28 protein-coding genes, 1 tRNA gene and 1 riboswitch are annotated in these 26154 nt (G+C 72.5%); of the genes, 9 read left to right on the top strand and 20 right to left on the bottom strand.

From position 1 onward, the window contains the following. Positions 1 to 441, top strand: a 441-nt coding sequence (locus tag ACW62_RS35140) for a TetR-like C-terminal domain-containing protein (RefSeq protein WP_205629232.1), incomplete at its 5' end; no start/stop codon positions are given. Here ACW62_RS35140 and ACW62_RS36485 read toward each other — a convergent pair. Both ACW62_RS36485 and ACW62_RS08955 read right to left on the bottom strand, forming a co-directional pair. Then, positions 332 to 868 (bottom strand): NAD-dependent epimerase/dehydratase family protein, encoded by a 537-nt coding sequence (locus ACW62_RS36485; protein ID WP_420843559.1) that lies wholly within the window; start codon positions 866 to 868, stop codon positions 332 to 334. The genes ACW62_RS35140 and ACW62_RS36485 overlap by 110 nt on opposite strands. A 62-nt stretch (positions 869 to 930) precedes the next feature. Beyond that, a tRNA-Leu gene (locus ACW62_RS08955) sits at positions 931 to 1017 on the bottom strand. Positions 1018 to 1269: 252 nt separating this feature from the next. Here ACW62_RS08955 and ACW62_RS08950 point away from each other — a divergent pair. From ACW62_RS08950 to pknB, 6 genes are all read left to right on the top strand, one after another. Further along, entirely contained in the window at positions 1270 to 1989 is a 720-nt protein-coding gene (locus ACW62_RS08950) for an FhaA domain-containing protein (protein ID WP_053203760.1), read from the top strand. A gap of 4 nt (positions 1990 to 1993) precedes the next feature. Beyond that, the gene (locus ACW62_RS08945; protein ID WP_053203759.1) at positions 1994 to 2470 is read left to right on the top strand and encodes an FHA domain-containing protein FhaB/FipA; all 477 of its coding nucleotides are present in this window, start codon (positions 1994 to 1996) and stop codon (positions 2468 to 2470) included. A gap of 6 nt (positions 2471 to 2476) precedes the next feature. Next, on the top strand, positions 2477 to 3907 hold the full coding sequence (locus ACW62_RS08940) for a PP2C family protein-serine/threonine phosphatase (protein ID WP_053203758.1): 1431 nt from the start codon (positions 2477 to 2479) through the stop codon (positions 3905 to 3907). Beyond that, the gene (locus ACW62_RS08935) at positions 3904 to 5298 is read left to right on the top strand and encodes an FtsW/RodA/SpoVE family cell cycle protein (RefSeq protein ID WP_053203757.1); all 1395 of its coding nucleotides are present in this window, start codon (positions 3904 to 3906) and stop codon (positions 5296 to 5298) included. The genes ACW62_RS08940 and ACW62_RS08935 overlap by 4 nt, the downstream gene beginning before the upstream one ends. After that, a complete protein-coding gene (locus ACW62_RS08930; protein ID WP_053203756.1) occupies positions 5295 to 6764 on the top strand; it encodes a peptidoglycan D,D-transpeptidase FtsI family protein in 1470 nt (489 codons plus the stop codon). Before ACW62_RS08935 ends, ACW62_RS08930 begins: the two co-directional genes overlap by 4 nt. Before the next feature lie 85 nt (positions 6765 to 6849). Beyond that, a complete protein-coding gene (pknB, locus tag ACW62_RS08925; RefSeq protein ID WP_053203755.1) occupies positions 6850 to 8733 on the top strand; it encodes a Stk1 family PASTA domain-containing Ser/Thr kinase in 1884 nt (627 codons plus the stop codon). 76 nt (positions 8734 to 8809) lie between these two features. Here pknB and ACW62_RS08920 read toward each other — a convergent pair whose 3' ends face one another. Together ACW62_RS08920 and ACW62_RS08915 are read right to left on the bottom strand one after the other, a co-directional pair. Then, entirely contained in the window at positions 8810 to 9451 is a 642-nt protein-coding gene (locus ACW62_RS08920) for an aminodeoxychorismate/anthranilate synthase component II (RefSeq protein ID WP_053203754.1), read from the bottom strand. After that, entirely contained in the window at positions 9448 to 10125 is a 678-nt protein-coding gene (locus tag ACW62_RS08915; RefSeq protein ID WP_240477285.1) for a DUF881 domain-containing protein, read from the bottom strand. Before ACW62_RS08915 ends, ACW62_RS08920 begins: the two co-directional genes overlap by 4 nt. Before the next feature lie 169 nt (positions 10126 to 10294). Here ACW62_RS08915 and ACW62_RS08910 point away from each other — a divergent pair, with 169 nt between their 5' ends. Continuing rightward, the gene (locus tag ACW62_RS08910; RefSeq protein ID WP_053203752.1) at positions 10295 to 10552 is read left to right on the top strand and encodes a cell division protein CrgA; all 258 of its coding nucleotides are present in this window, start codon (positions 10295 to 10297) and stop codon (positions 10550 to 10552) included. A 199-nt stretch (positions 10553 to 10751) separates the two neighbouring features. On the opposite strand, the gene ACW62_RS08905 is transcribed toward ACW62_RS08910, so the two are convergent. Continuing rightward, a complete protein-coding gene (locus ACW62_RS08905; RefSeq protein WP_205629230.1) occupies positions 10752 to 11543 on the bottom strand; it encodes a rhomboid family intramembrane serine protease in 792 nt (263 codons plus the stop codon). 158 nt (positions 11544 to 11701) lie between these two features. Continuing rightward, the gene (locus ACW62_RS08900) at positions 11702 to 12226 is read right to left on the bottom strand and encodes a peptidylprolyl isomerase (RefSeq protein ID WP_053203750.1); all 525 of its coding nucleotides are present in this window, start codon (positions 12224 to 12226) and stop codon (positions 11702 to 11704) included. 148 nt (positions 12227 to 12374) lie between these two features. On the opposite strand from ACW62_RS08900, the gene ACW62_RS08895 reads away from it, so the two are divergent. Beyond that, complete coding sequence (locus ACW62_RS08895; RefSeq protein ID WP_157574557.1) at positions 12375 to 13118, top strand: hypothetical protein; 744 nt, start codon at positions 12375 to 12377, stop codon at positions 13116 to 13118. 250 nt (positions 13119 to 13368) lie between these two features. Here the strand turns inward: ACW62_RS08895 and cobT are convergent, their stop codons facing one another. The 14 genes from cobT to ACW62_RS08825 all read right to left on the bottom strand — a co-directional run bounded on the left by cobT (position 13369) and on the right by ACW62_RS08825 (position 26149). Next, positions 13369 to 14421: a nicotinate-nucleotide--dimethylbenzimidazole phosphoribosyltransferase gene (gene cobT / locus ACW62_RS08890; protein WP_053203748.1), complete on the bottom strand. Its 1053-nt coding sequence runs from the start codon at positions 14419 to 14421 to the stop codon at positions 13369 to 13371. Continuing rightward, positions 14418 to 16070 (bottom strand): Rv2231c family histidinol phosphate aminotransferase CobC, encoded by a 1653-nt coding sequence (gene cobC, locus ACW62_RS08885; RefSeq protein ID WP_157574555.1) that lies wholly within the window; start codon positions 16068 to 16070, stop codon positions 14418 to 14420. Before cobC ends, cobT begins: the two co-directional genes overlap by 4 nt. Further along, complete coding sequence (locus tag ACW62_RS08880; protein ID WP_053203747.1) at positions 16067 to 16855, bottom strand: adenosylcobinamide-GDP ribazoletransferase; 789 nt, start codon at positions 16853 to 16855, stop codon at positions 16067 to 16069. Before ACW62_RS08880 ends, cobC begins: the two co-directional genes overlap by 4 nt. Beyond that, positions 16852 to 18243 (bottom strand): cobyric acid synthase, encoded by a 1392-nt coding sequence (locus tag ACW62_RS08875; protein ID WP_053203746.1) that lies wholly within the window; start codon positions 18241 to 18243, stop codon positions 16852 to 16854. Before ACW62_RS08875 ends, ACW62_RS08880 begins: the two co-directional genes overlap by 4 nt. Next, positions 18240 to 19160, bottom strand: a complete 921-nt coding sequence (cbiB, locus tag ACW62_RS08870) for an adenosylcobinamide-phosphate synthase CbiB (RefSeq protein WP_053203745.1) — start codon at positions 19158 to 19160, stop codon at positions 18240 to 18242. Before cbiB ends, ACW62_RS08875 begins: the two co-directional genes overlap by 4 nt. Next, entirely contained in the window at positions 19157 to 19960 is an 804-nt protein-coding gene (locus tag ACW62_RS08865; RefSeq protein WP_053204019.1) for an ABC transporter ATP-binding protein, read from the bottom strand. The genes cbiB and ACW62_RS08865 overlap by 4 nt, the downstream gene beginning before the upstream one ends. Before the next feature lie 5 nt (positions 19961 to 19965). Further along, on the bottom strand, positions 19966 to 20982 hold the full coding sequence (locus ACW62_RS08860; RefSeq protein WP_053204018.1) for a FecCD family ABC transporter permease: 1017 nt from the start codon (positions 20980 to 20982) through the stop codon (positions 19966 to 19968). A 49-nt stretch (positions 20983 to 21031) separates the two neighbouring features. Then, complete coding sequence (locus ACW62_RS08855; protein ID WP_053203744.1) at positions 21032 to 21994, bottom strand: ABC transporter substrate-binding protein; 963 nt, start codon at positions 21992 to 21994, stop codon at positions 21032 to 21034. A gap of 73 nt (positions 21995 to 22067) precedes the next feature. After that, positions 22068 to 22213, bottom strand: a riboswitch (cobalamin riboswitch). Positions 22214 to 22245: 32 nt separating this feature from the next. Continuing rightward, entirely contained in the window at positions 22246 to 22749 is a 504-nt protein-coding gene (locus ACW62_RS08850; protein ID WP_053203743.1) for a hypothetical protein, read from the bottom strand. A gap of 154 nt (positions 22750 to 22903) precedes the next feature. Then, on the bottom strand, positions 22904 to 23404 hold the full coding sequence (locus tag ACW62_RS08845; RefSeq protein WP_157574553.1) for a hypothetical protein: 501 nt from the start codon (positions 23402 to 23404) through the stop codon (positions 22904 to 22906). A 108-nt stretch (positions 23405 to 23512) separates the two neighbouring features. After that, positions 23513 to 23989, bottom strand: a complete 477-nt coding sequence (locus tag ACW62_RS08840) for a hypothetical protein (protein WP_053203741.1) — start codon at positions 23987 to 23989, stop codon at positions 23513 to 23515. A 47-nt stretch (positions 23990 to 24036) separates the two neighbouring features. Further along, positions 24037 to 24543 carry a hypothetical protein gene (locus tag ACW62_RS08835; protein WP_157574551.1) on the bottom strand — a complete coding sequence of 169 codons (507 nt, stop codon included), beginning with the start codon at positions 24541 to 24543 and terminating at the stop codon, positions 24037 to 24039. A 108-nt stretch (positions 24544 to 24651) separates the two neighbouring features. After that, on the bottom strand, positions 24652 to 25167 hold the full coding sequence (locus tag ACW62_RS08830; RefSeq protein ID WP_157574549.1) for a hypothetical protein: 516 nt from the start codon (positions 25165 to 25167) through the stop codon (positions 24652 to 24654). Positions 25168 to 25246: 79 nt separating this feature from the next. Beyond that, positions 25247 to 26149 (bottom strand): sigma-70 family RNA polymerase sigma factor, encoded by a 903-nt coding sequence (locus ACW62_RS08825; RefSeq protein WP_053203738.1) that lies wholly within the window; start codon positions 26147 to 26149, stop codon positions 25247 to 25249. Positions 26150 to 26154 lie beyond the last annotated feature (5 nt).

The raw sequence follows: 26154 nt of genomic DNA, 5'->3' as shown, positions 1-26154 counted from the left end.
TCCCCCCCCCGCCGGTGGCGGGCGGTCTGCCACGCCGTCCGCGACTGGGCGCTCGCGCACCCACACGAGTACGCGCTGATCTACGGCTCGCCGGTGCCGGGCTACCAGGCCCCGGTCGACACCGTCGAGCCGGCCGTGCGCGACACCGTCGTCTACGGGCGCATCCTCTCGTCGGCGTACGCGGCCGGCGTGCTGTCGCCGCCCGACGGGTTCCCCGCACCACCGCCGTCATTCGCCGGCGACGCCGAGGCCGTCCGCGCGTTGATGCCCGGCCTGCCCGACGACCTCATCGCCCGGGCCGTCACCGCGTGGACCGGGCTGTTCGGGTTCCTCAGTTTCGAGCTGTTCGGCCAGTTCGCGAATGTCGTCGAGGACCGCGCGACACTGTTCGACCACCAGGTCGCGACCCTCGGCCGGCTGGCGGGGTTGCCGGCGGCTTGACCTCGAGACCGGTTGAGGTCTTCCCCACGTCGGTCATCGCTGCGCCGTGACCGCGACCACCTCGCCCGCCGCAGCATCGACGAACGCCGCCAGCCCCGCGTTGACCAGCGCGCCGAACGACCCGCCCGGCATCGGCTCGACGAACGTGCCACCGGTCAGCGTGACGGACCCGCCGCCGCACCTGGCCCAGCAGCTTTCGCGGCAGCCCGGCCAGGAAATCCTCGTCGGCGGCCTCGACCAGATCGGCGGTCGGCGCATTCGCCGCGCAACACACCACACCGTCGAGGTCGGGCAGGTCGACGACCACCGGCCCTCGCCGGGACGCCCGCACCACCTCGTGCCCGCGCTCCGTCAGTTCCTCGGCCACCGCCGAGCCGACGATCCCACTGGCCCCGATGACCACGATCTTCACGTGTACATCCTCCATGTCGGTGCGGCCCCGAACGCGAAGATCCCGGCCAGGTGAGTACCTGACCGGGATCTTCGATGTGGTGCGCGAGGGGGGAGTTGAACCCCCACGTCCTTTCGGACACACGGACCTGAACCGTGCGCGTCTGCCTATTCCGCCACCCGCGCGTGCTGCGGCACCAAGGTTAACACGCCTCGACCGGTGGTCGATTCCACGATCCGGGGGTGCGGATGTCAGCATGGGGCGGGAAGACCGAGCGCCGCCGGAACCAGCCGCCAGCCGTCCTTCGTCACATAAGGTTGCGACGGCCGTTTCCGCACGGCCCCGATCCAGGGCGCATCCGCAGCATCACGCTACGCGCCGTTACGATCAGGGTCTTGCCCGCGGCCACCAGGTGCCAGACGTGGAGGGAGGTACCCGTGGGAGTGTTGCAACGCTTCGAGCGCCGGCTCGAGAGCATGGTCCAAGGTGCGTTCACCCGAGCGTTCCGCTCCGAGGTGCAGCCCGTCGAGATCGCCGCGGCGATCCAGCGCGAGCTGGACAACAACGCGCAGATCGTCAGCCGCGACCGGTCGCTCGTGCCGAACGACTTCGTGGTCGAGCTGGGGCCGGGCGACTACGACCGGTTGACGGCGTACATCGGCACGCTGGCGACCGAGCTGGTCGAGCTGGCCCGCGAGCACGCCGAACTGCAGCACTACGCCTTCACGGGACCGGTCGGGGTCGGGTTCGAGCGGCACGAAGATCTCGGCACCGGCGCCTTCCGCATCCGCAGCGCGGTGCGGGCCGGCGTCGACCGCGGGTCGTCGTTCGCGCCGACGCCCACCTCGGAGCGGCAGGCCGACGCGTCCCTCATCATCAACGGCACCCAGCATCCGGTGCTGCCGCCCGGCGTCGTCCTGGGACGCGGCAGCGAATGCGACCTTCGTATCGACGATCCCGGCGTCTCGCGCCGGCATCTGGAGATCCGCGTGTACCAGCAGGGATCGCAGTCCCAGCTGGTGGCCGTCGACCTCGGCTCCACCAACGGGACGATCGTCGACGGCGCCCGAGTGGGTCAGGCGCCCCTCACCGACGGCTCCCGCATCGTGATCGGCTCGACCACGATCGACGTCCGTCGGCGCGGTTCCGGGAGGTGAACGAGTGTCGGAGCTGACACTCACGGTCATCAAGCTCGGCTTCCTGGCCGTGCTGTGGCTGCTGATCCTCTCCGTCACGTCGGCCATGCGGGCCGACCTGTTCGGCGTGCGACCGCCCAAGCAGCCGAAGCCGCAGAAGGAAGCGCGCGACGCGGCCCGGCAGAACCGTCAGCCGCGTGGCGCCAAGGGCACGCCCACCAGGGCGTTCATCGTCGAAGGACCCGACACCGGTAAATCGGTGGCGCTCGACGGCACGCCCGTGACGTTCGGCCGCGGCGCCGACTGCACCATCCCGCTGGCCGACGAGTACGTGTCCACCCAGCACGCCCGGCTGCGGTTCCACGAGAGCCAGTGGTACGTCGAGGATCTCGGCTCCACCAACGGCACCTACGTCGGCAACCAGCGGCTCACCCGCAGCACGCCGGTCACCGCCCGCAGCCGGTTCCGGCTCGGCAAGACCGTCGTCGAGCTGCGGAAGTAGGTCTCGATGCCGTTGACGCTGCGCTACGTCGCGCGCTCCGACGTCGGCCTGGTCCGGGAGGGCAACGAGGACTCCGGCTACGCCGGCCCCTACCTGCTGGCCGTCGCCGACGGCATGGGCGGGCACGCGGCCGGCGAGGTGGCCAGCCAGGCGGCCATCGACGAGCTGGTGCTGACGGAGCGCGAGCCGCACGACAGCAACCCGCTGCAGACGCTGGCCACCGCCATCGAGTCGGCGAACAAGCGCATCCGCCAGCTCATCGTCGACGACTCCAGCCGCGAGGGCATGGGCACGACGGTCACGGCGCTGCTGTGGACGGGCACGATGCTCGGCCTCGGCCACGTCGGCGACTCCCGCGCCTACCTGGTGCGCGACGGCGCCATCCGGCAGCTCACCCACGACCACACGTTCGTGCAGTCGCTGGTCGACGAGGGCCGCATCACGCTCGAGGAAGCCGGGGTCCACCCGGCCCGCTCGCTGATCCTCAAGGCGCTGCAGGGCCAGGGCGACGTCGACCCCGACCTCCAGGTGCTCGACGTCCACCCGGGCGACCGCCTGCTGGTCTGCAGCGACGGCCTCACCGGCGTGGTGTCCGACGCCACGCTGGAAGAGACGCTCGGCACCGTCGAGGGCCTCGACGCCGCCGCCGACGAGCTGATCCGACTGGCGCTGGCCGGTGGCGCGCCCGACAACGTCACGCTGGTGCTGGCCGACATCGTCGAGACCGACACCCCGCGCCAGCCCGACGACACCGCCGAGGCGTTCCTCGTCGGCGCCGCGGCCAGCAACGACGCCCCGCCGCCGGAACGGCCGCACCGCCGCCGTCCGGGCGCGGCGTTACGGGCGCTGGTCGGCGCCGAGGAGCACCGGCCGACGGCCGAGGACCTCGAGGCCATGCGGTACGCGCCGCAGCCGCCGCGGCGCCGCCGCTGGCTGCGCACCGTCGTCATCGTGGCCGCGGTCGGCGCCATCGGCTGGCTCGGCCTCGACCTCACCAGCAACTGGGTGCGCGACCAGTACTACGTCGGCGACAGCAACGGCCAAGTGGCCATCTACCAGGGCGTCAGCCAGGAGATCGGGCCGATCCGGCTGTCCGAGCTGCACGACATCCCGGGCGGGCTGCCGGTCGACGCGTTGCCCACCATCTACCGCGAGCAGGTCGCCGACACCATCGCGGCCGACGACCTCGACGACGCCGACGCCGTCGTCGAGCGGCTTCGGCTGGAGGCCTGCCGGGCGCATCAGCGAGTGGGCGGCGGCGAGACTCCGGCCCCGACACCCACCCCGACACCTACCGCGACGCCGCCGACCGGCGCGGCGGCGACCCCGCCGGCCACCGCGCAGCCGACCGATCCCGCCGACGGCACCACCGAGGACGATGGCTGGCTCGGCGACGAGGTCGGCTACCCCGGTCTGCTCTGTGCGGGGTCATCATGAGTCTCGACCGCGCCCGCGCCCGCACCGAACCACCGGCGCCCGAGACGGTCACCCCGCGCCGCGGCCGGGGGACCGAGCTGGTGCTGCTGATCTTCGCCATCGGCATCGCGACCTTCGCCTACGTCAGCGTCGACCTCGGCGCGCTCGGCCGGGTCCCGCCGAACGCGCTGGCCTACCTCGGCGGGTTGTCGGCGGCCACGGCGGTGGCGCACGTCGTCATCCGCCTTCGGGCGCCGTACGCCGACCCCGTCATCCTGCCGATCGTCGTGACGCTGTGCGGGCTGGGCCTGGCGATGATCCACCGGCTCGACCTCGCTGACGGCACCACGCGGGCATCCACCCAGCTCACCTGGATGGCGATCGGGGTCACGCTGTTCGTCGGCGTGCTGCTGTTCGTGCGCGACCACCGGGTGCTGTCGCGGCTGCCGTACCTCGCCGGGCTGGCCGGGCTGTTGCTGCTGGTGCTGCCGCTGCTGCCGATCATCGGCCACTCGATCCGCGGCGCCCGCATCTGGATCAACGTCGGTGGCATGACGTTCCAGCCGGGCGAGGCGGCCAAGATCATCCTGATCATCGCGTTCGCCGCCTACCTGGTGCAGACCCGCGACGCGCTCGCGCTGGCCGGCCGCCGCTTCCTCGGCGTCGACCTGCCGCGGGCCCGCGACCTCGGCCCGATCCTGCTGGTCTGGCTCGGCGCCCTGGGCATCCTCGTCGTGCAGAACGACCTCGGCCCATCCGTGCTGCTGTTCGGCATCTTCGTGCTGATGATCTACGTCGCCACCGAGCGGATCTCGTGGATCATCCTCGGCCTGCTGCTGATCCTCGCCGGCGGCTTCGCCGCCAACGCCGTCGTCTCGCACGTCGCCGAGCGCATCGACTTCTGGATGGACCCGTTCATCGACCCGCAGGGCCAGGTCGCGCAGTCGCTGTACGGGCTGGCGTACGGCGGCCTGCTCGGCACCGGCCTCGGCCAGGGCCGCCCGGAGCTGACGCCGATCGCCGAGAGCGACTTCATCGGCTCGGCGCTCGGTGAAGAGCTGGGCCTGACCGGGCTGATCGCGATCATCCTGCTGTACGCCCTGCTCGCGTCGCGTGGCCTGCGGGCCGGCCTGCTGCTGCGCGACCCATTCGGCAAGCTGCTGGCCGCAGGGCTGGCCGCCGGCTTCTTCCTGCAGGTCTTCATCGTGCTCGGCGGCGTCACCCGGCTCATCCCGCTGACCGGCCTGACCACGCCGTTCCTGTCGCTCGGCGGTTCGTCACTGGTGATGAACTGGGTGCTGGTCGCGCTACTCATCCGGTTGTCCGACGCGGCCAGGCGACCGGCCCCGCCGTCCGCGACGTCGTCCTCGACGACGGACACCGCCGTCACCCAGGTCGTGAGAATCAGATGAACTCCCCGATCCGCCGTATCTCCGCCGGCTGCCTGCTGCTCTGCGTCGCGCTGCTGATCAACGCCACGTACGTGCAGGCGTTCTGGGCCGACGACCTCAACGCGCGCTCCGAGAACCGCCGGGTCCTGCTCGACGAGTACTCGCGCGAGCGCGGCCCGATCCTGCTCGCCGACGACACCCCCATCGCGCAGTCGGTGCCGGTCGACGACGAGTACCAGTTCCAGCGGCAGTACCCCGAGGGCCCCATGTACGCCCCGGTGACCGGCTACTACTCGTACTTCTTCGGCCGGACGGCCATGGAGCGGGCGCAGAACGACATCCTCTCCGGCGACGACGACCGGCTGTTCGTCCGCCGCCTCATCGACCTCGTCACCGGCGAGGAGCCGCGCGGCGGCGCCGTCCGGCTGACCATCGACCCCGCCGCCCAGCAGGCCGCGTGGGACGGCCTCACCGAGAGCGGCTACAAGGGCGCGGTCGTCGCCATCGATGTCCAGACCGGAGCGATCCTGGCCATGGTCAGCACGCCGTCGTACGACCCGAACCCGATGGCCAGCCACGCGACCGAGGTCCAGCAGGAGACCCGCGACGCGCTGGCCGCCGACCCGAACAAGCCCGACCTCAACCGCGCCATCGCCCAGCGGCTGCCACCGGGCTCGGTGTTCAAGCTGGTCACGGCCGCGGCGGCGCTCGAGTCCGGCGACTTCGAGCCCGGTACCGAGGTGCCCGGCCCGGCCGAGTACGACGTCCCGCTGTCGACGAACATGCTGCCCAACCAGAACGGCCGGGCCTGCGCCGACGGCACGCCGACGCTGACCGAGGCGCTGCGGGTCTCGTGCAACACCGCGTTCGCCTACCTCGGCAACCAGGTCGGCGAGGACGCGCTGCGCGAGCAGGCCGAGAAGTTCGGCTTCGGCACCCAGCCACTGACCAACGACGACATGAACGCCGCGACCAGCGTGTTCCCGGCCGAGCTCGACGACGCCCTGCTGGCCTACTCGGCGATCGGCCAGTACGACGTGTCCGCGACGCCGCTGCAGATGGCCATGGTCTCCGCGGCCATCGCCAACGACGGCGTGCTGATGGAGCCGTACCTCGTCCGCGAGGTCAGCGGTCCGGACCTCGTCAGCCCGATCGAGCGGACCGAGCCCGAGGAGCGCACCCGCGCCGTCTCGCCGGAGACCGCTCAGGAGCTGACCGAGATGATGGTCGACGTCGTCGAGAACGGCACCGGCGAGAACGCACAGATCGACGGCATCGAGGTCGCCGGCAAGACCGGCACCGCGCAGAGCTCCGCCGATCGGCCGCCGTACGCGTGGTTCACGTCGTTCGCGCCGGCCGACGAGCCCAGCGTCGCGGTCGCCGTCGTCATCGAGGACGCGCCCGACACCGCCCGCGACGACATCGGCGGCGGGCGGCTGGCGGCGCCCATCGCCAGGGACGTCATGGAGGCGGTGTTGGGATCGTGAACATCTTCACTGTTCGGTCAGGTACAGCGCCGGGTAGGCCGGAACGGGTAGCCTGCCCGGGGTCGAGTCGAGAAAGGGCCGCGCAATGAACGAGTTGCGACTCCTCGGAGATCGCTATGAGCTGGGCGAGGTGATCGGCCGTGGTGGCATGGCCGAGGTTCGCCGCGGCCGCGACTCCAGGCTGGGCCGCATCGTCGCTCTGAAGATGCTGCGGGTCGACCACGCGAGCGACGCGACGTTCCAGGCCCGGTTCCGCCGCGAGGCGCAGTCGGCGGCGTCGCTCAACCACCGCAACATCGTCGCCGTGTACGACACCGGCGAGGACTACGTCGACGGCAACCGCCTTCCGTACATCGTCATGGAGTACGTCGAGGGCCAGACGCTGCGCGAGATGGTGCAGGAGCACGACCGGTTCACGCCGGAACGGTCCATCGAGATCCTCGTCGCCACGCTCGACGCGCTGGAGTACAGCCACCGCGCCGGCATCGTGCACCGTGACATCAAGCCCGGCAACATCATGATCACGACCGGCGGCGAGGTCAAGGTCACCGACTTCGGCATCGCCCGGTCGCTGGCCGACACCGGCATGGCGCTCACCCAGACCGCCGCCGTCGTCGGGACCGCGCAGTACATCTCGCCCGAGCAGGCCCGCGGCGAGCAGGCCGACGCCCGCAGCGACCTCTACGCCAGCGGCTGCGTGCTCTACGAGCTGCTCACCGGCCGGCCGCCGTTCATCGGCGAGTCGCTGGTGTCGGTGGCGGTGTCGCACGTGCGCGAGCAGGCCACCCCGCCGTCGGCGCTGGACCCGAACATCACGCCCGAGCTCGACGCCATCGTGATGAAGTCGCTGGCCAAGGACCGCCTGCACCGGTACCAGAGCGCGTACGAGATGCGCACCGACCTCGAGCGTGCCGCCGCCGGGCTGCCGGTGGCGGCCGCCGCCGACACCTCCGCCGCGACGCAGCTGATCGCGAACGCCGGCCCGGCCACCGTCGCCGCCGGCGCCATGCCGCTCGACGACGACACGCCGTATCCCGACGAGTACGACGACGAAGAGGACGAGCAGCGCAAGGGCTTCAGCTGGTGGGCCGTCGTGCTCGGCGCGCTGGCCGTGCTGGCCATCGCCGGTCTCATCGGCTACCTGGTCTTCAACGGCGGCGGAACGGCGCAGGCCACCGTGCCGAACCTCGTCGGCATGACGCAGGAGGAGGCCGAGGCCAGGCTCACCGACGAGAACCTCGAATCGACGATCGAGACCGAACCAACGAGCGACGAAGCGCAGATCGGCGCGGTCATCCAGCAGGACCCGCGGCCCTCGACGCAGCTCGACGAGGGCTCGACGGTGACGCTGACCGTCGGCGTCGCGCCCGAGATGGTCTCCGTGCCCAACGTGGTCGGCCGGCCACAGGCAGAGGCCGAGGCGCTGATCGAGGAGGCCGGACTCAAGCCGGGCAATGTCACGCGCGAGGACAGCGAGGAAGAGGCCGGCACCGTCCTGGCCACCGACCCCGAGGGCGGCAGCTCCATCGCGCCGGGCACCTCGGTGAACCTGGTCCTCTCCAGCGGCGAGGTCGCCATTCTGGTGCCGAACGTCGTCGACATGAGCGAGGACGCCGCCGTCCAGGCCCTGGAGCGGGCCGGCCTGGAGGCCGACGTCCGGCGCGAGGAGACCGCCGACCAGCCCGAGGGCAACGTGTTCCGGCAGGAGCCCGGCGAGGGCGCGGAGCTGGAAGAGGGCGACACCGTCATCATCTACGTCGCCCAGGCGCCCGAGCCGACCGAGGAGCCGACGGAGACGGAAACCCCGCCCGATCCGACCGAGACGCCGGGCACCGAGACCGGTGGTGACGCCGGGACCGATGCCGGCACCGAGACCGGTGGCGACGTAGGCACCGAGACCGGCACCGACGCCGGGACCGAGACCGGCAACGAGACGGGCAACGAGACCGGCGGCGTTCTCGGGCCGTAGCCGGACCGTCGCACGAACGAGAGCCGCGCGGCTCGGGAGCTGATCCCGGGCCGCGCGGCTGTTTCGTGTGACGACGTCAGGCGGGGAGGTCGACGGCCGGGCCGTGCACCACGACCGGGGCCAGCCCCGCAGACCGTGCGACCGCGCCGTCGTCGCCGCAGACGGCCAGCCAGTTGGCCAGCATGCGGTGGCCGCCCTCGGTGAGCACCGACTCGGGGTGGAACTGGACCCCCTCGACCGCCAGCGTGCGGTGCCGCATGGCCATGACGACGCCGCCGGCGGTGCGCGCCGTGACCTCCAGCTCAGCCGGGACGGTGTCAGGCTCGACCGCCAGCGAGTGGTAGCGGGTGGCGGTGAACGGGCTGGGCAGGCCGGCCAGCACGCCGTCGCCGTCGTGGCGGACCTGGCTGGTCTTGCCGTGCAGTAGCTCGGGGGCGCGACCGACGGTGGCGCCGTACGCGACGCCGATGGCCTGCAGCCCGAGGCAGACCCCGAAGATCGGGGTGCGCCCGGCCAGGGTGTGGACGACGTCGATGCAGCCGCCGGCCTTCTCCGGCGTGCCGGGCCCGGGCGAGAGCAGAACGCCGTCGTAGCCGTCGGTCGAGCCGATCTCGTCGTTGCGGCGCACGTCGCACTCGGCTCCGAGCTGCGCGAGGTACTGGACCAGGTTGAAGACGAAGCTGTCGTAGTTGTCCACCACGAGAATGCGCCGGCTCACGGCCTCTTGCCTCCCTGAACGCTGCCCTCGAAGGCGGGCATCGCGATGTTGTCTTCGTCGGCGACGCCGTAGTACAGCCCGATGCGGTCGGCCCAGGCGCGGTACTCGCGCACCTTCGGCTCGTTGTCGAGCGCGCGGCGCATGGCGTCGGCGTCGCCGATGGCGCTGATGGTGTACGGCGGGTAGAAGGTGCGGCCGTTGAGCAACAGCACCGGGCCCTCGCACTGGACCGTGCTGGTCCAGATGAGGCGCTGGTCCATGACGGTCAGGGCCTCGGCTCCGCCTGCCCACAGCGCGTTGATGACGCCCTCGAGGTCCTGCTGGTGCACCAGGTAGTCCTCGGTGTTGAACGGCGAGTCCTCGCCCAGGTTGTTCGGCAGCTCCGCGTCGTCGAGCGTGACCGTGAGTCCCGGCCCCTGCACCGCGGTGAGACCGGCGGCCGGCATGAGCTCCTCGGTGTGGCGGTCGATCTCGGCGGACTGGCCGTTGCCCTGGCCCGCGGTGAGATCGTCGATGTCGGACGACAGGTCGTCGATGTGCGACTGCAGCTCCTGCACCCGCTGTTCCTCGGCCCGGACCAGGTCGGAGAACGCGATGACGTCGCTGCCGCGCAGGTCTTCGCCGTCGGCGGCCTTGGCGCTGGTGATGAGCAGGACACCACAGCCCGCGAGCACCAACGGCGCCAGAAAACGCCAGGCGCGAGGATAGTCGGACGATCGGCTGATGGTGTTCACCTCCAAGTGGGACGATCAGGACTGCACGCCGCGATGTGGGCGCTCGGCCCGCTGACGACTACGCTAGCCGAGCATCACCGCAACCAGCCAAGACCGAGAGGAACCGACCGTGCCCAAGTCTCGCAGCCGTCGCAAGGACGACGACTACACCCCGCCGGAGCGGAGCGAGCTCAAGGACCCGACGGTCTCCGGTCGCTGGGTCGTCCCCACCATGATCACCTTGCTCGTCGTCGGCCTGGTGTGGATCGTCGTCTACTACCTCGTCGGCGACGACATTCCGGTCGTCAAGGACCTCGGCGGCTGGAACCTGTTGATCGGCATGGGCCTGATCACCGGCGGCTTCATGACCGCAACCCGCTGGAAGTGACGGCAAACCGCCGTTGACCTGCACTGACGGGGTTGTCCACAGGTTATTGCACAGCTGTGATTACACGGGTGTAATTTTCCCCAGTGGGGATAACCCCTGTGGATAACTCCGCGCACCACAGTGAGGTGTGGACAGCAGGACGCACCTGATCGCTCCCGAGGGAACGATCAGGTGCGTGACCCGATGACGAGGTCGTGCCTCAGACGATGGCGAGCACGAGGCCGAGCGTGACCACCGCGGCGGCACTGGTGGAGCCGATGACCGCCCAGAGCCCGCGCTGCTCCTTCGGCGCGTAGGCGTACACCGCCGCGAGGGCCGAGCCGATGGCCAGGCCGCCCAGGTGGGCCCGCCAGTCGATGCCCGAAATGGTGAAGCTGAACGCCAGGTTGAGCGCCAGCACCACGAGGATGCTGCGGGTGTCGCCGCCGAGCCGGCGGGCGACCACGAAGAGCGCGCCGAACAGGCCGTAGACCGCACCCGACGCCCCGATGGAGATGGAGTATGGGTCAGAGACCATCAGCAGCGACGCCGCCGAACCCCCGAGGGCCGACAGCAGGTAGAGCGTGATGAACCGGGACCGGCCGAGCAGTGGTTCCAGCTGAGAGCCGAGCAGGTACAGCGCCAACATGTTCAGGGCGATGTGCAGCAGGCTGACGTGCATGAACGTCGCCGTGATGACCCGGTACCACTCGCCGTCGACGATGCCGAACCGGAACGCGTCGCCGGGATCGCCGAGGATCAGGCCCAGCCGGGCGGCCAGCTCGTTGGTGTGGCTCTGGCGGGCATAGATGGCGAGGATGGAGTCGCCGCGGGTGCCGATGACCAGGCCCATCACCCAGACGACGACGTTGATGCCGATGAGGCTGAGCGTGACGAGGTTGGTGTTGCCCTCTCGGCGCTGCCCGCCCAGCACCGTGCGGGCCTGACGGACGCCTTTGCGGCCCTCGGCGACGCATTCCGGGCACTGGTAACCGACCGGGGCGGAGATCATGCAATCGGGGCAGATCGGCCGCTCACACCGCGAGCACCGGATGTACGTCTCGCGGTCGGGGTGGCGATAACAGGTCGGCGGGGCGGCCGGGTCGCCGCTGGTGGGCGGCCCAGCCGGACCGCCGGCACTTCCGGTCATGGGGACGCCGGCTCTCGGTCTCAGCCGCCGGTGACGGTGACCGACTCGATGACGACGGGCTCGAGCGGCCGGTCGGCACGGTCGGTGGGGGTGGCGGCGATGGCGTCGACGACGTCGCGGCTGCTCTGGTCGGCCACCTCACCGAAGATGGTGTGACGGCGGTTCAGGTGCGGCGTCTGCCCGACGGTGATGAAGAACTGCGAGCCGTTGGTGTTGGGCCCCGCGTTGGCCATGGCCAGCAGGTACGGCTTGTTGAACGCCAATTCCGGGTGGAACTCGTCGGCGAAGTCGTAGCCGGGGCCGCCGGTGCCGTTGCCCAGAGGGTCGCCGCCCTGGATCATGAAGCCGCCGATGACGCGGTGGAAGACGGTGCCGTCGTACAGCTTGTCGCTGGTCTTCTCGCCGGTCTCGGGGTTGGCCCATTCGCGCTCGCCCTTGGCCAGCTCGACGAAGTTTCGCACCGTCTTCGGCGCGTGGTTCGGCAGCAGAGCCACGGTGATGTCGCCGCGGTTGGTGTGCAGGGTGGCATGAAGCTCGTCGGCCACGGGTAAGCCCTTCGCTGTCTGATGTCCTCGATTTGCTCCATCCTCGCACGCCGTGGCGTATGTCGGCATACGGTCGTCGGTAAGGCAAGATCGGGGGAGACTCCAGGTATAAGGGCCCTGGCACGCGATCCGACAAGGGAGGCCCAACGTGAGCAGGCTATTCAGCATCCGGCGAAACAGCCGCACCGACGACGCGAAGGTGCGCACGCAGGAGGCTGCGGAACAGGCCCGCCAGGCCGCACGCGAGGCCGGTCGGCGCGCACGTGAGGCCGCGACACCGGTGGTCGACTCCGCCCGCGAGAAGCTGACGCCGGTGGTCGAGTCGGCCGTCGACAAGGTGGGCCCGAAGGTCCAGGCGGCACGCGAGAAGGTGGGTCCGGCCGCCAACCAGGCCAAGGAGACGCTGCTGCACGACGTCGTCCCGAAGGTCGCCGACTCGCTGGCCGTCGCGGCCGACAAGTTCTCCGAGCGCGCACACGATCTGTCCGAGCGCACCGCCGTCCTCGCCGAGAAGACCGAGAAGCAGCGCAAGAAGAAGCGGCGCCGCAAGGTCGTCGCGGTGCTGGGCGGGTTCGCCGCCGCGGGCGCGGCGCTGGCCGCGGTGGTTCGCCGGCGCGGGCAGTCCGACCAGTGGACGACGTACGACCCGTCCACGGGTCCGTGGGCCCCGGCTCCGGCGGCCGACCCCGAGCCGGCCACCGAGGAAGAGCCCGCCCCGGTCGCCAAGAAGGCAACCGCCGGCAGCGACAAGCCGGCCGCCAAGAAGGCACCGGCGAAGAAGAGCGCCCCGGCCAAGAAGGCCACCGCGAAGAAGACGGCGGCGAAGAAGTCCACGCCCGCCCCGGCCTCCGGCAACAGCACTCAGGGCACGCTCGACGGCAGCCAGAACTAGGGCGTGTGACGAGACCGCCGCCCGGTCGATGGAGCGTGCGGAGGGTGCTGCGTCGGCTCCGCCGAGCCGGTGGGGAGGTGCGCAAACGGGGGAACCGTGGCCGGCGCGTCCCCCTTTTGCACGATCCCCACGCCACCGTGTGAGATCGCTGCGCCGGGTGGGGTGGATCACTGTTGCTCTGGCAACAGTGACGCCACCCAGCACACACAGTGATCCCACCCAGTGACGCGCCAGGGGCGCACAGTCGGAGCTAGGCGTTCTTCGTCACGTCGGCCAGTGTCGCCATCTCGGCGAGCACGCGCGCGGCGGCCTGCACCAGCGGCACCGCCAGCAGCGCGCCGGTGCCCTCACCGAGGCGTAGCGACAGGTCGAGCAGGGCCGGTTCGCCGAGTCGGTCCGGCAGCGTGCGCCCGCCCGGCTCGGCCGACGTGTGCCCGGCGACGAAATAGCCGGCGGCCTCCGGGCAGAGCGCGACGGCGGCCAGCGCGGCGGCCCCGGCCACGACGCCGTCGACGATGACGGGGACCCGGGCGGCCGCTCCAGCCAGCATGACGCCGGCCAGCGCGGCGTGCTCCAACCCGCCCAGCGACGCCAGGGTCCCCAGGGCTCCGTTGTCCGGTGCGGCGGCGTGCCGGGCCAGTGCCGTGCGCACCACGCCGACCTTGTGCGCCGTCCGGCCCTGGTCGAGGTTGGCGCCCTTCCCCGTGACGTCGGCCGGGTCGGCGCCGGTGTACGTCGCCATCAGGGCGGCCGACGCGGTCGTGTTGCCGATGCCGACCTCGCCGGTCACCAGCAGGTCGGTGCCGCCGTCGACCAGCTCCGCCGCGACCCGGGCACCGGCCAGGATCGCCGTCCGGCACTCGTCCAGGGTCATGGCCGGCTCGACGGCGAGGTCGCGGGTGCCGCTGCGCACCCGCTCGTCGCGGACGCCGTCGGGCACCGGGCCGAGCCGCAGCGTCCCGACGTCGGCCACCACGACCCGCGCGCCCACCGTCCGGGCGATCGCGTTGACGGCGGCGCCACCGGCGGCGATGGTCGCGACCATCGCCGCCGTGACCTCCTGCGGCCAGTCGGACACGCCCTCGGCATGCACGCCGTGGTCGGCCGCGGCCACGACCACCGCGGGCGACGACGGCACCGGCGGCGGGCAGTGCCCGCTCATCGCCGCCAGCCGCGCGCCGAGGTCCTCCAGCCGCCCCAGGCTGCCCGGCGGCTTGGCCAACCCGGCGTGCCGCTCGCGGGCCCGCTGGAAGGCCTCCTGGTCGACCGGCCGGACCGCCGCGATCAATTCTTCCACCGTCATGCCAGGCTCCCGTCCTCGATGCTGCGCAGCGCGGCGACCAGCCGCGCATTGGTCTCCCGGTCCCGGACGGCGACCCGCACGGCGCGGTCGTCCAGGCCCGGGAAGGTGTCGGCCCGCCGGGCGGCCAGGCCGTGCTCGAGCAACCGCTCGCGCAGGCCCGGCCGCTCGGCCTGGACCAGCACGAAGTTCGCGTGCGCGTCCCATACCCGCGGGCCGCCGATCGAGCGGATCGCGGCGGTCAGCTCGGCCCGCAGTTCGGCGACGGCGGCGGCCCGGGCGCGCCGCTCGTCCTCGGCGACGGGCGACGTCAGCGCCTCGATCGCGGTCAGGGCGAGGCTGTTGACGCTCCACGGCTGCCGGCGGGCGGCGAGCCGCGCGACGACGTCCGGCGGGCCGGCGACGTAGCCGACCCGGAGCCCGGCCAGGCCCCACAACTTCGTCAGGCTCCGCACCGCGACGACGCCCTGCAGATCGCGGCGTCCGGCCACGCCGTCGGCGTCGTCCAGGAACTCGGCGAACGCCTCGTCGACGACGACGGTGCGGCCGGGGCGGGCCAGCGCAGCGATCGTCTCGACCGGATCGAGCACGCCGGTCGGGTTGTCCGGCCGTCCGAGCACGACGAGGTCGGCGTCGGGCGGGACGGCGGACGGGTCCAGCCGCCAGCCCTGCTCGGGGGCCCGCCATACCCGGACGACCGGGGCGCCGGCCGCCCGCAGCGCCGCCTCCGGCTCGGTGAAGGACGGGTGCACGCAAGCCGCCAGCCGTGGCCGGAGCACGTCGGCCAGCAGCCAGAACGCCTCCGCAGCACCGTCGACGACCAGGCACTCCTCCGGGGGACGGCCGTGCCGGGCGGCCGCGGCGGCCCGGGCCGCACGGTCGTCCGGATAGGCCGCGAGGTCGCGCACGGCCGCCGCGAGCCGGTCGGCCAGCCAGGGCGGCGGGCCCGGTTGCACGTTGACGGCGAGGTCGGTCGCCCCCGGCGGGACCTGCGTGTCGCCGTGCTCGCGGAGCAGCGGGTCGACGGGGGCGGCCGGCGGGACGTCGGGCTCGAGGCGGACCGCGCGGCCGCCGATCACGAGCAGCGCCTCGTCGGCCGCCGCCGACAGCGTCTGCACCGCCCGCCCGTGCAGGTCGACGTAGAGGCGGGCGCCGGGTCCGCCGGCGTGCACGCCGAGCCCGACCTGCCCCGCGATGACCAGCACGTCCACGTCGAGCGCCGCGACCGCGGCGATGAACGCCCGCAGCGCCGCCACCACGCCGTCCTCGGCGCGCGCCCGCAACTCCGGATCGGGTACCTCGTCGCCGACGAACACGCCGGCCGACTCCAGCGTCTCGGCCAGCCAGGTGTCCAGCGCGTCGACCAGCACGAACGCTCCCTCGCCCGCCTCGGCGACGGCGGCGGCGAGGTCGAAGGTCTCCAGCGTGCGCCAGTGCTGCGGGCGGTCGGCGCGGTGCCGCTCGACCCGAGCCTTGAACTCCGCTTCCCGGACGATCGCCGGTGCGACGACCACGACCGGACGGCCGCTCGCCTCGGCCCGCCGCGCCGCCAGCCCCGACTTGCCCGACTTCTGCCCGCCCAGCACGAGCGTCAGCCGTCCCCGCGCTCGTTGATCTGCGAGGGTGGGGCGGCTGAGCGGCGACGGATTCACAGCAGGTCCTCCTGGACGAGGGCCGCGACGGCGATCGCGACCGCGAGGGTGGTCAGGGCCACGCCGGCGCCGAGCACGTCGCCGGTGACGCCGCCGATGCGGCGCCGGGCCGCGCGGCGCAGGCCGAGCACCGGCACGGCGGCCGCGGCGAGCAGCACCGGCGCCCACCAGCCGGCCGCCAGCACGGCCACGACCAGCACCGTCGCGGCCGCCACCAGCGAGTCCACCACACCGAGGCGGCCGAGGCGGCGGCCCTGGCCGTCGGTCCGGGCCGGCGGCAGCCACGCGGCCAGCACCAGCGGCGCCGCCCGCCCGATGACGTGGCCGGCGAGCAGGACCCGGGCGACGTCGGCGAACGCGTCCGAGCCGCCGTCGGCGAAGCCCTCGGCCGAGCCGATGCCCACGCTCGCCAGCACCGCGACCCGCAGCAACAGGTCCCCGGCCAGCGCCAGCGCGCCGTACGTGCCGAGCCGGCTGTCGCGCATGATCTCCAGCCGCCGCTCCCGGGTCGCGCCACCCCACAGGCCGTCGGCGGTGTCGGCGAGGCCGTCCTCGTGCAGCGCGCCGGTCACGATCACCGTCGCCAGCACCGCGGCCACCGCGCCGACCAGCGGACCGGCCAGCCCGTCCGCCACCCACCACACGCCCAGCCCGGCCGACCCGACCACCACGCCCACCAGCGGGAACCACGCGCCCGCCCGGTCCAGCGCGGACCCGGAGTACGGCGCCGCGCCGACCGGGACCCGGGTCAGGAAGCCGACCGCCGCCCGCAGCGCCCCGATCACGACAACCCCGCCAGCGACCGCAGCACCGCGGTGTCCACGTGCGCCTCCACCACGTCGGCCAGTCGCTCGAACGTCGCGTCCAGCGTCCGCGTCGGCCGGGCCCCGAACAGCGCCTCGAGCACCGCCGCGTCCTCGAACAACCCGTGCGGGTACCACCCGGCGACGTTCCCGTCGGCGACGACGACGGCATCCGTTCCCGAGGAGTCGACGGTGCGGCCCTGCCTGATCTCGTACCCCGTGACGGGCAGCCTGCTCAGCGCCGCCCACGGCGGACCGAGCTCGGGCAGCGTCAACGACCGCCGCCGGACCAGCTTGTCGCGATCGAACGTCGTGGTCAGCGGCAGCAGGCCGAGCCCGTCGCCGGAGCCGTCGACACCGTGCGGATCCTCCAGCCGCCGCCCGAGCAACTGCAAGCCGCCGCACACCCCCAGCACCCGCACCCCGGCCCGCGCCGCCGCCACGACGGCCGCCGACAGGCCGGACGCGTCCAGCCACCGCAGGTCCGACGCCACGTGCTTCGACCCGGGCAGCACCACCAGTCCGGCGCCGTCGAGGTGCCACGGCTGCGTCGCCCAGCGGACGTCCGCGACCTGTTCCAAGGCCGCGAACTCATCCAGGTTGGAGGCGGCCGGGTAGCGGACGATCGCCACCGGCGGCAGCCCGCCGCGCGCCGGCGCCCGCAGCGCCGCGCCGTCCTCGTCGGGGAGGTCGTGCCGGATCATCGGGACGACGCCGACGGTGGGCACTCCGGTCAGCCGCTCCAGCTGCTCCGGGCCGGGCGGCAGCAGCGAGGCGTCGCCACGGAACCGGTTGAGCACGAAGCCGCGGATCCGCCGCTGGTGGTGCGACGGCAGCAGCGCCCACGTGCCGTAGAGGTGCGCGAACGCCCCGCCGCGGTCGATGTCGACGGCCAGCAGCACGGGGGCGCCGGCCCGCTCGGCGACCCGCATGTTGACGATGTCGTTGGCGGCGAGGTTGATCTCGGCCGGGCTGCCGGCCCCCTCGATGACGACGACGTCGTACTCGTCCAGCAGTTCGGCCAGCGCGTTCTCGACGGTGGGCCAGAGCGCCTCGCTACGGTCGCGCCACGGCCGCCGGGACAGCTCGGCGTCGACCCGGCCGAGCCGCACGACCTGGCTGGTCCCGGACTCGGGCTTGAGCAGGACGGGGTTCATCCGCACCTCGGGCTCGACCCCGGCGGCGCGCGCCTGCAACCACTGCGCGACGCCTATCTCCCCGCTGGCGACCACGCGCGCGTTGTTCGACATGTTCTGCGCCTTGAACGGCGCCACCTTCAGTCCCTGACGGGCGTACCAGCGGCACAGCGCGGTGGTGAGCAGGCTCTTCCCGGCCCAGCTGGTGCAGCCCTGGATCATGACGGCGGTCATCGCGCCCGCACCCCCGCGACGACGGCGACAGCGGCGGCCAGCGCCCAGCCACGGCGCCGGGCCAGCCGCAGCGCGGCGGCGACGTCGGCCGCCGACACCGCCCGGCGACCCGCGCCCAGCTCGTAGACGCCGGGCTTGGCCAGCCGCACCCCGAGCCGCAGGGCCAGCGCCGCCATCGGCCAGCCCGCGTTCGGCGACGGCGTCAGCGCGGCCTCGGCGCGCAGCCGGCCCCAGGGCACCCGGCGGCCGGCCAGCAGGACGCCGGTGAGCCGCGCGGGCACGAGGTTGAGCAGGTCGTCGGCGCGGGCGGCGACCCGGCCGGCGTGATTCCAGCGTGGTGTGCGGTAGCCCCACACGGCGTCGGCGGTGTTGGCGAACCGGTACGCCGCGGCGGCGGGCAGCCCGCCCGCCGCGTACCAGAGCAACGGCGCGACGACGGAGTCGGACAGGTTCTCACTCAGCGACTCGACCGCCGCCTGCCGGACCTCGTCCGCCGTCAGTGCGGACACGTCGCGGCTGACGATGCGCGCCACGGCCGCCCGCCCGGCCACGACGCCGCCGGAGTCCAACGCGCGCTCCACGCCCGAGACCTCGTCGAGCAGCATCCGGTGCGCGAACAGCGGCCACAGCGCCGCGCCGACGACGACCGGACGCACCGGCCCGGGCAGCCGCCCCGCGACCCGCGACACGACGACGCCCGCGCCGTACGCCGTCGCCGCACCCGCGGCCCAGGCCAGCCCGCCGGTCAGCACCGCGCGAGCGGGCGGGCCCGGCGGCACCCGCCGCCCGGCCCACGTCAGGTAGCGGCCGGCCCAGCGCACCGGGTGCGCGGCCAGCGGCGGCTCCCGGACGGCCGCGTCCAGCCCCACCGCGACCGCCACGGCAGTCGCGGCAGTCGCGGCAGTCCGCCGGCTCATGCGACCCCGCCGACGTCGCGGCCGCCGCCGGCCGGGCGGGACCGCAGCGGCACCACGACGACGCCGCCCTCCGGATCGGTCACCACCCGAACGCGCGCCCCGTAGTGCTTGCGGATCAGCTCCTCGGTCAGCACCTCCTGCGCCGACCCCTGCGCGACCACCCGGCCGTCGACCAGCAGCACCAGATGGTCGGCGAACTGCCCGGCGGTGGTGAGGTCGTGCAGGGCGCTGACCACCGTCAGCCCGCGCGACCCCCGCAGCTCGTCGACCAGTTCGAGCACCTGCTGGGCGTGGCCGAGATCCAGCGAACTGGTCGGCTCGTCCAGCAGCAGCACCGGCGCCTGCTGGGCCAGCGCCCGGGCGAGGACGGCGCGCTGGAACTCGCCGCCGGACAGCTCGGTGACCATGCGATCGGACAACGACCGCAGCTCCAGCGTGTCCAGCAGCTCACCGGCCACCGCGAGGTCCTCCGCCGACTCCGTCCCCAGGTAGGGGACGTACGGCGTGCGCCCGAGCAGCACGTAGTCGAGGACCGTCATGCCGTCGGGCCGGGCCGGGTCCTGCGGGACGACGGCCACCAGCCGGGCCCGCTCGCGCGAGCGCAGCCGGGCGACCTCGACACCGTCGAACGCGATGACGCCGACGTGGTCGACCGCACCGGACACCGCCCGCAGCAGCGTCGACTTCCCGGCCCCGTTCGGCCCGACCAGCGTCACCCACGTCCCGGCCGGAACGCTCAGGCTGACGTCGTCGACCACCGGGCGCTCCAGCAGGGTGACGCCGACGCCGTCGACGGTCAGTGTCGTCACCACGGCCTCCGCGCGCTGCGCAGCACCAGCGTGAAGAACGGCGCGCCGACGAACGCCGTCACGACGCCCACTGGCAGTTCACCGGGCGACACGACGGTGCGTGCGACGAGGTCCGCGACCACCAGGAAGGTCGCGCCGACCACCACCGCCAGCGGCAGCACGATGCGGTAGGACGACCCGGCCAGCATGCGCACGATGTGCGGCACGACGATGCCGACGAACCCGATCAGCCCGCTGACCGACACCGCCGCCGCCGTGCCGAGCGTCGCCGCCAGCACCACCACCAGCCGCACCCGCGACGCCGGGACGCCGAGCGTGCCGGCCTCGTCCGGGCCGACGCTGAGGACGTCGAGCAGCCGCCGATGCCCCAGGATCACGATGGCCGACACCGCGATGTACGGCAGCACCGTCAGCACCTCGCCCCAGCCGGCGGTGAGCAGCCGGCCCAGGATCCAGCCGTACACCTCGCGCAGCGACTCGCTGTTGCGCTGGGTGACGAAGGTCTGCACCGCCGCGAGGAAGGCCGCGACCGCGACGCCGGCGAGGATCAGCGAGTTGGTGCTGCGTCCGCCGACGCTGCGGCCCAGCGCGTAGGTGGCAGCCACGCCGAGCAGACCACCGGTGAAGGCCGCCAGCGGCAGCAGCAGCCGGTTGCCACCGGAGACGATGGCGAACGTGGCGCCCAGCCCGGCGCCGGCGGCGACGCCCAGCAGGTATGGGTCGGCCAGCGGGTTGCGGAACACGCCCTGGTACCCGGCGCCGGCCAGCGCCAGCATCGCGCCGACCAGCAGGCCGAGCACCACCCGCGGCGCGCGCAGCTGCCAGAGCACCGCGGCCTGGCGGTCGTCCAGCCCGCCGGCGAGGTCGACGCCGGGGAGCAGGTTGACGATCTCGGTGACGACGCCGCGCAGCGGCAACCCGGCGGGCCCGACCGTCAGGCCGAGCAGGACCGCCGCCAGCAGGACCGCCAGCGAGCCGAACAGCCAGCGCCGGGGCAGCCGAACCGCCCGCAACGTCGCCGTCGCGGTGTCCTGTTCGGTGCCCCCGGCCCTGCTCACGACGTCAGTTGACCGGCACGAGCGCCGCCCGCTCCTCGACCACGACGCGCAGGAAGTCGACGATGCGCGGACCCCAGCGGCTGGCGATGTCGGGGTCGACCTCGACGATGCGGACCTGCTGGACGGCGGTGAGCTGGTCCCAGCCCGGCCGGGCGGCGATGTCCTCGGCCACGACGCCGCCGGCGCCGCCGTCGGCGAAGAAGATGACGTCCGGGTTCGCGGTGACGATCAACTCCGGCGAGACCTGCGGATAGCCGCCGGCGGCGTCGGGTGCCTCGTCGGCGATGCTGGTCATGCCGGCCAGCCCGTAGATCTCCCCGATGAACGTGCTGCTGGTGATGGTGAAGAAGTTGGGATCGAGCTCGTGGTAGTACGTCACCGGCGGCGCGTCGGCCGGCACCTGCGCGACCAGCTCGTCGATGTCGGACTGCATGGTCCCGACCACCTCGGCGGCGTCACCGACCTGGCCCGTGACCGCGCCCAGCTGCTCCAGCTGTGTGTAGGTGTCGTCCAGCGTGACAGCAGGAGCCAGGACGATCACCGGGATGTCGACGGCGGCGAGGCCGGAGACCAGGTCACCCGGGTCGCTGGACGCGACGACGAGGTCGGGGGCGTAGCCGACGATCGCCTCGATGTTCGGTTCGAACCCGGACAGATCCGTCGTCGGCGCCTCGGCCGGGTAGTTCGAGAACGAGTCGGCCGCGACGACCGACTCACCGGCACCGATGGCGAACAGCATCTCGGTGGCCGTGGCCGACAACGAGACGATCTGTTCCGGCTGCTCGGCGATCTCGACCGGCCCGTCCGCGGTGTCGACGGTGACGGGGAACGCGGCGTCGCCGGCGGCGGACGACGGCGCGGCGCTCGGCGCGGCCGAGTCGTCGTCGCCGTCGTCGCCGCAGGCCACGAGGACGAGTGGGAGCGCGGCCGCCAGCAGGGCGAGCCGGGCGGGATGGGTGGTTCGCAACGTACGCCTCCTTCACGACGGTAAAGGGGCGCGGATGACGGGGTGTCATCTGCGAACCGCCCTTCTACCGAGGACGAATCCGGGCCACGAGGCTGGCGACCTGACTTGTCCGTCCGCGGCAGGCGGGCGGCTTCACAGTTGCGGGACAGCGCCGGAATCGAACCGGACTTCGCAGACACTCGTCGCACCCCGGCCGGAGCCCGGGCATTCGCGATCCTATCGCCTCCGGCGGTCGCCGGTGCTCCTGCCGGTCAGAGGATCCGGTTGCAGGGGCCCGTCCAACTCCCGACACCCCCGATGTCGTCCAGCGTCCCGCCGCCGGGACGGGGGAACGGCTTCCAGGTGCCGACCCCGCCCGTGGCCAGGTACCAGTCGCCGATGTAGCCGTGGTGGCGCCGGCCGGACCGGTCCGCCCACCAGATCTGCCAGACGTACGGATCGCCGTTGATGCCGCACTGCCCGGACGAATCGACCCACCACCAGTTCAGGAAGACGCTGTTCCCGTTGTACAGCGTCACGTTCTGGCCCGTGGTGCGGTCGAGGACCCGCACGCCCGACGCCGGCGCACTCGTGATGCGGGTGCACACCTCGTCGGTGTAGTACGGCGGGTTGGCGTAGGGGATCCGGCAGTGCCACAGGCTCGCCGCCGCTGTCACCTTCGCGGCCGGCGCGGCGTTCGCCGGGGCGCCGGCCCCGGCGAACAGCGCGCCGATCAGCAGAACGAGCCCTGCGAGTGCAGTCGACTTCGTGCGCATGGTTCCTCCGGACTCGGCCCGCTCTGGACCGTCGTCCGGATCTTCACCGCCGGCAGCGTCGCCGTGGCGTCGCGCCGGCGTCGCCGGAGCTGGTGGCCGCGGCGGGAGCACGGCCACCAGCAGGGCGATCCAGGCTTCGTCCCGCAAGTCGGAGTCACTGGTTGCAGTAGCCGTGCCAGTTGCCGCCGTAACGGTCGTTGAGCGTTCCACCGCGCGGGTGCGGGTACGACGCCCAATAGCTGGCGCTGCCCGTCGACAGATACCAGTCACCGATGTACGCGTGATGTTGCCCGCCGGACCCGTCCATCCACCAGATCCTCCAGACGTACGGGTCACCGTTGACGCCGCACAGCCCGGCATTGTCGACGAACCAGGCGCCCAGGAAGACGCTGTTCCCGTTGTACAGCGTCACGTTCCGGCCTGTGCTCCGGTCGAGGACGCGCACGCCCGAGGCCGGCGCGCTGGTGATGGTCGTGCACACCTCCTCGAAGTAGAACGGCGGGGAGGTGCTGGGCAACCGGCAGGTCCACAGGTTCGCCGCGGCGACCGTCTGCTCCGTCGCACCGGCCGCCGCTTGAGCCGGAGCACCCGCCCCGCCGAACAGCCCGCCGATCAGCACCACCACTCCTACGAGTGTGGTCAGCTTCCTCCGCATGACTCCTCCAGACTCGGTCCGCCCTGGACCATGATCGGAGTGTTGTCCGGGCCGGCGTCGCGACGGCGTCGGTGTTGCGTCATGCCCGGAGCAGCGTGACGTCCCCGGTCACAGCGGGCGGTTGCAGTAGCCGGACCAGGAGCCGCGATAACGGTCGTTGAGCGTGCCCCCTTGCGGGTCCCGGTACGACGCCCAATAGCTGGCGCTGCCCGTCGACAGGTACCAGTCGCCGATATACGCGAAGTGGTACCGGCTGGACGAGTCCACCCACCAGACACTCCAGACGTACGGGTCACCGTTGACGCCGCACAGCCCGGAGGAGTCGACGAACCAGGCGCCCAGGAAGACGCTGTTCCCGTTGTACAGCGTCACCGTGCTGCCGGTGCTCCGGTCGAGGACCCGCACCCCCGACGCCGGTGCGCCGGTGATGGTCGTGCACACCTCGTCGATGTAGTACGGATAGGAGAGACTGGGTACCCGGCAGTTCCACAGGTTCGCCGCGGCGACCGTCTGCTCCGTCGCACCGGCCGCCGCCTGCGCCGGAGCACCCGCCCCGCCGAACAGCCCGCCGATCAGCACCACCACTCCTATGAGTGTGGTCAGCTTCCTCCGCATCAGGGTCACGTCCCCGGTCACAGCGGCCGGTTGCAGGCGCCGGACCAGGAGCCGCCGTAGCGTCCGTTGAGCGTTCCGCCTTGCGGGTGGGGGTAGGACGCCCAGCTGCTGGAACTGCCCGTCGACAGGTACCAGTCCCCGATGTAGGCGTGGTGGAACGCGCCGGACGAGGTCTGCCAGCCGATCCTCCAGACGTACGGGTCACCGTTGACGCCGCACAGCCCGGAGGAGTCGAGATACCAGTTGGTCACGAAGACGCTGGTCCCGTTGTACAGCGTCACGTTCTGGCCGGTGATCCGGTTGAGGACACGCACGCCCGACGCCGGTGCGCTGGTGATGGTCGTGCACACCTCGTCGATGTAGTACGGGTTGTAGTTGAGGTAGAAGCGGCAGTTCCACAGGTTCGCCGCGGCGACCGTCTGCTCCGTCGCACCGGCCGCCGCCTGCGCCGGAGCACCCGCCCCGCCGAACAACCCGCCGATCAGCACCACCACACCCGCGAGTGTCGTCAGCCTTTTCCGCATGACTCCTCCAGACTCGGTCCGCCCTGGACCACGATCGGAGTGTCGTCCGGGCCGGCGTCGCGACGACGTCGGCCCTGCTTCATGTCCGGAGCAGCGTGACGTCCCTGGTCAGAGCGGGCGGTTGCAGGCGCCGGACCAGGAGCCGGCGTAACGGTCGTTGAGCGTTCCGCCTTGCGGGTGGCGGTACGACGCCCAATAGCTGGCGCTGCCCGTCGACAGGTACCAGTCCCCGATGTAGGCACTGTGCCGGTTGCCGCCCGAATCCATCCACCCGACGGCCCAGACGTACGGGTCACCGTTGACGCCGCACAGCCCGGAGGAGTCGAGATACCAGTTCTGCAGGTAGACGCTGGTCCCGTTGTAGAACGTCACCGTGCTGCCGTTGCTCCGGTCGAGCACCCGCACCCCCGACGCCGGTGCGCTGGTGACGGTCGTGCACACATGGTCGATGTAGAACGGAAAGGCGGTGCTGGGGAAGCGGCAGTTCCACAGGTTCGCCGCGGCGACCGTCTGCGCCGTCTGCTCCGTCGCACCAGCCGCCGCCTGCGCCGGAGCACCCGCCCCAGCGAACAACCCGCCGATCAGCACCACCACACCCGCGAGTGTCGTCAGCCTTTTCCGCATGACTCCTCCAGACTCGATCCGCCCTGGACCACGATCGGAGTGTCGTCCGCGCCGGCGTCGCGACGGCGTCGGTGTTGCGTCATGCCCGGAGCAGCGTGACCTCCACCGCGTCGATCGACTCGGGGTCGCCGACCATGTCGATGGCGACGATGCGGTCGCTGTCGAAGGTGAACCGGAACAGCGCCTTCGGCCGCCCGCCCGGCGCGAACGCGGCCGCCGGGACGCCGTCGACGAGGACGGTCTCGGCGTGCGCCGCGCGGCCGGAGAAGACGCCCGCGACGGCGTCGGCGCCACGCAGCAGCCGGGCCAGCTCCGGCGCGCCCTGCGCCCGGCCGACCCGCGCGTTCTCGATCGCGACCTCGTCGGCGCGGAGCACGACATCGGGGTCGAGCAGGGCGAGCAGGTCGTGGAACTGGCCGTTGCGCGATGCCGCCAGGAACGCGTCGACGACGAGCCGCTGCCGGGCCGGGTCGGCCGACGACGACCGCGCGCCCTGGACGCGGCGACGGGCCCGGCTGGCCAGCTGGCGGGTGGCGGCCGGCGTGCGCTCGAGAATCGCGGCGATCTCGTCGAACGGCATCGCGAACAGGTCGTGCAGGACGAACGCCAGCCGCTCGGCCGGCGCGAGCGAGTCGAGCACGACGAGCAGCACCGGTCCGACGGTGTCGGCCAGCATCACCTCGCCCTCGGGGTCGGGCGCGGCGTCGTCGGCCGTGGCGGCGTCGCGCTCGCCGTCGTCGAACGGGTCCTCGCGCCGCGATGTCCGCGAACGCAGCATGTCCAGCGCCACCCGCGACACCACGGTCGTCAGCCAGCCGCCGAGGTTGCGGACGTCGTCGGTGTCGGTGCGGCTCAGCCGGAACCACGCCTCCTGGACGGCGTCGTCGGCCTCCGTGGCCGAGCCGAGCATGCGGTAGGCGACGGCATGCATCCGCGGCCGGTTCTCCTCGAACCGCTCGGCCAGCCAGTCGTCGTCGTGCATCGTGT

Source organism: Jiangella muralis (assembly GCF_001270745.1).
Classification (GTDB): domain Bacteria; phylum Actinomycetota; class Actinomycetes; order Jiangellales; family Jiangellaceae; genus Jiangella; species Jiangella muralis.
Note: the sequence above shows the minus strand (reverse complement) of the source record. Positions and strands in the feature narration are given on the sequence as shown.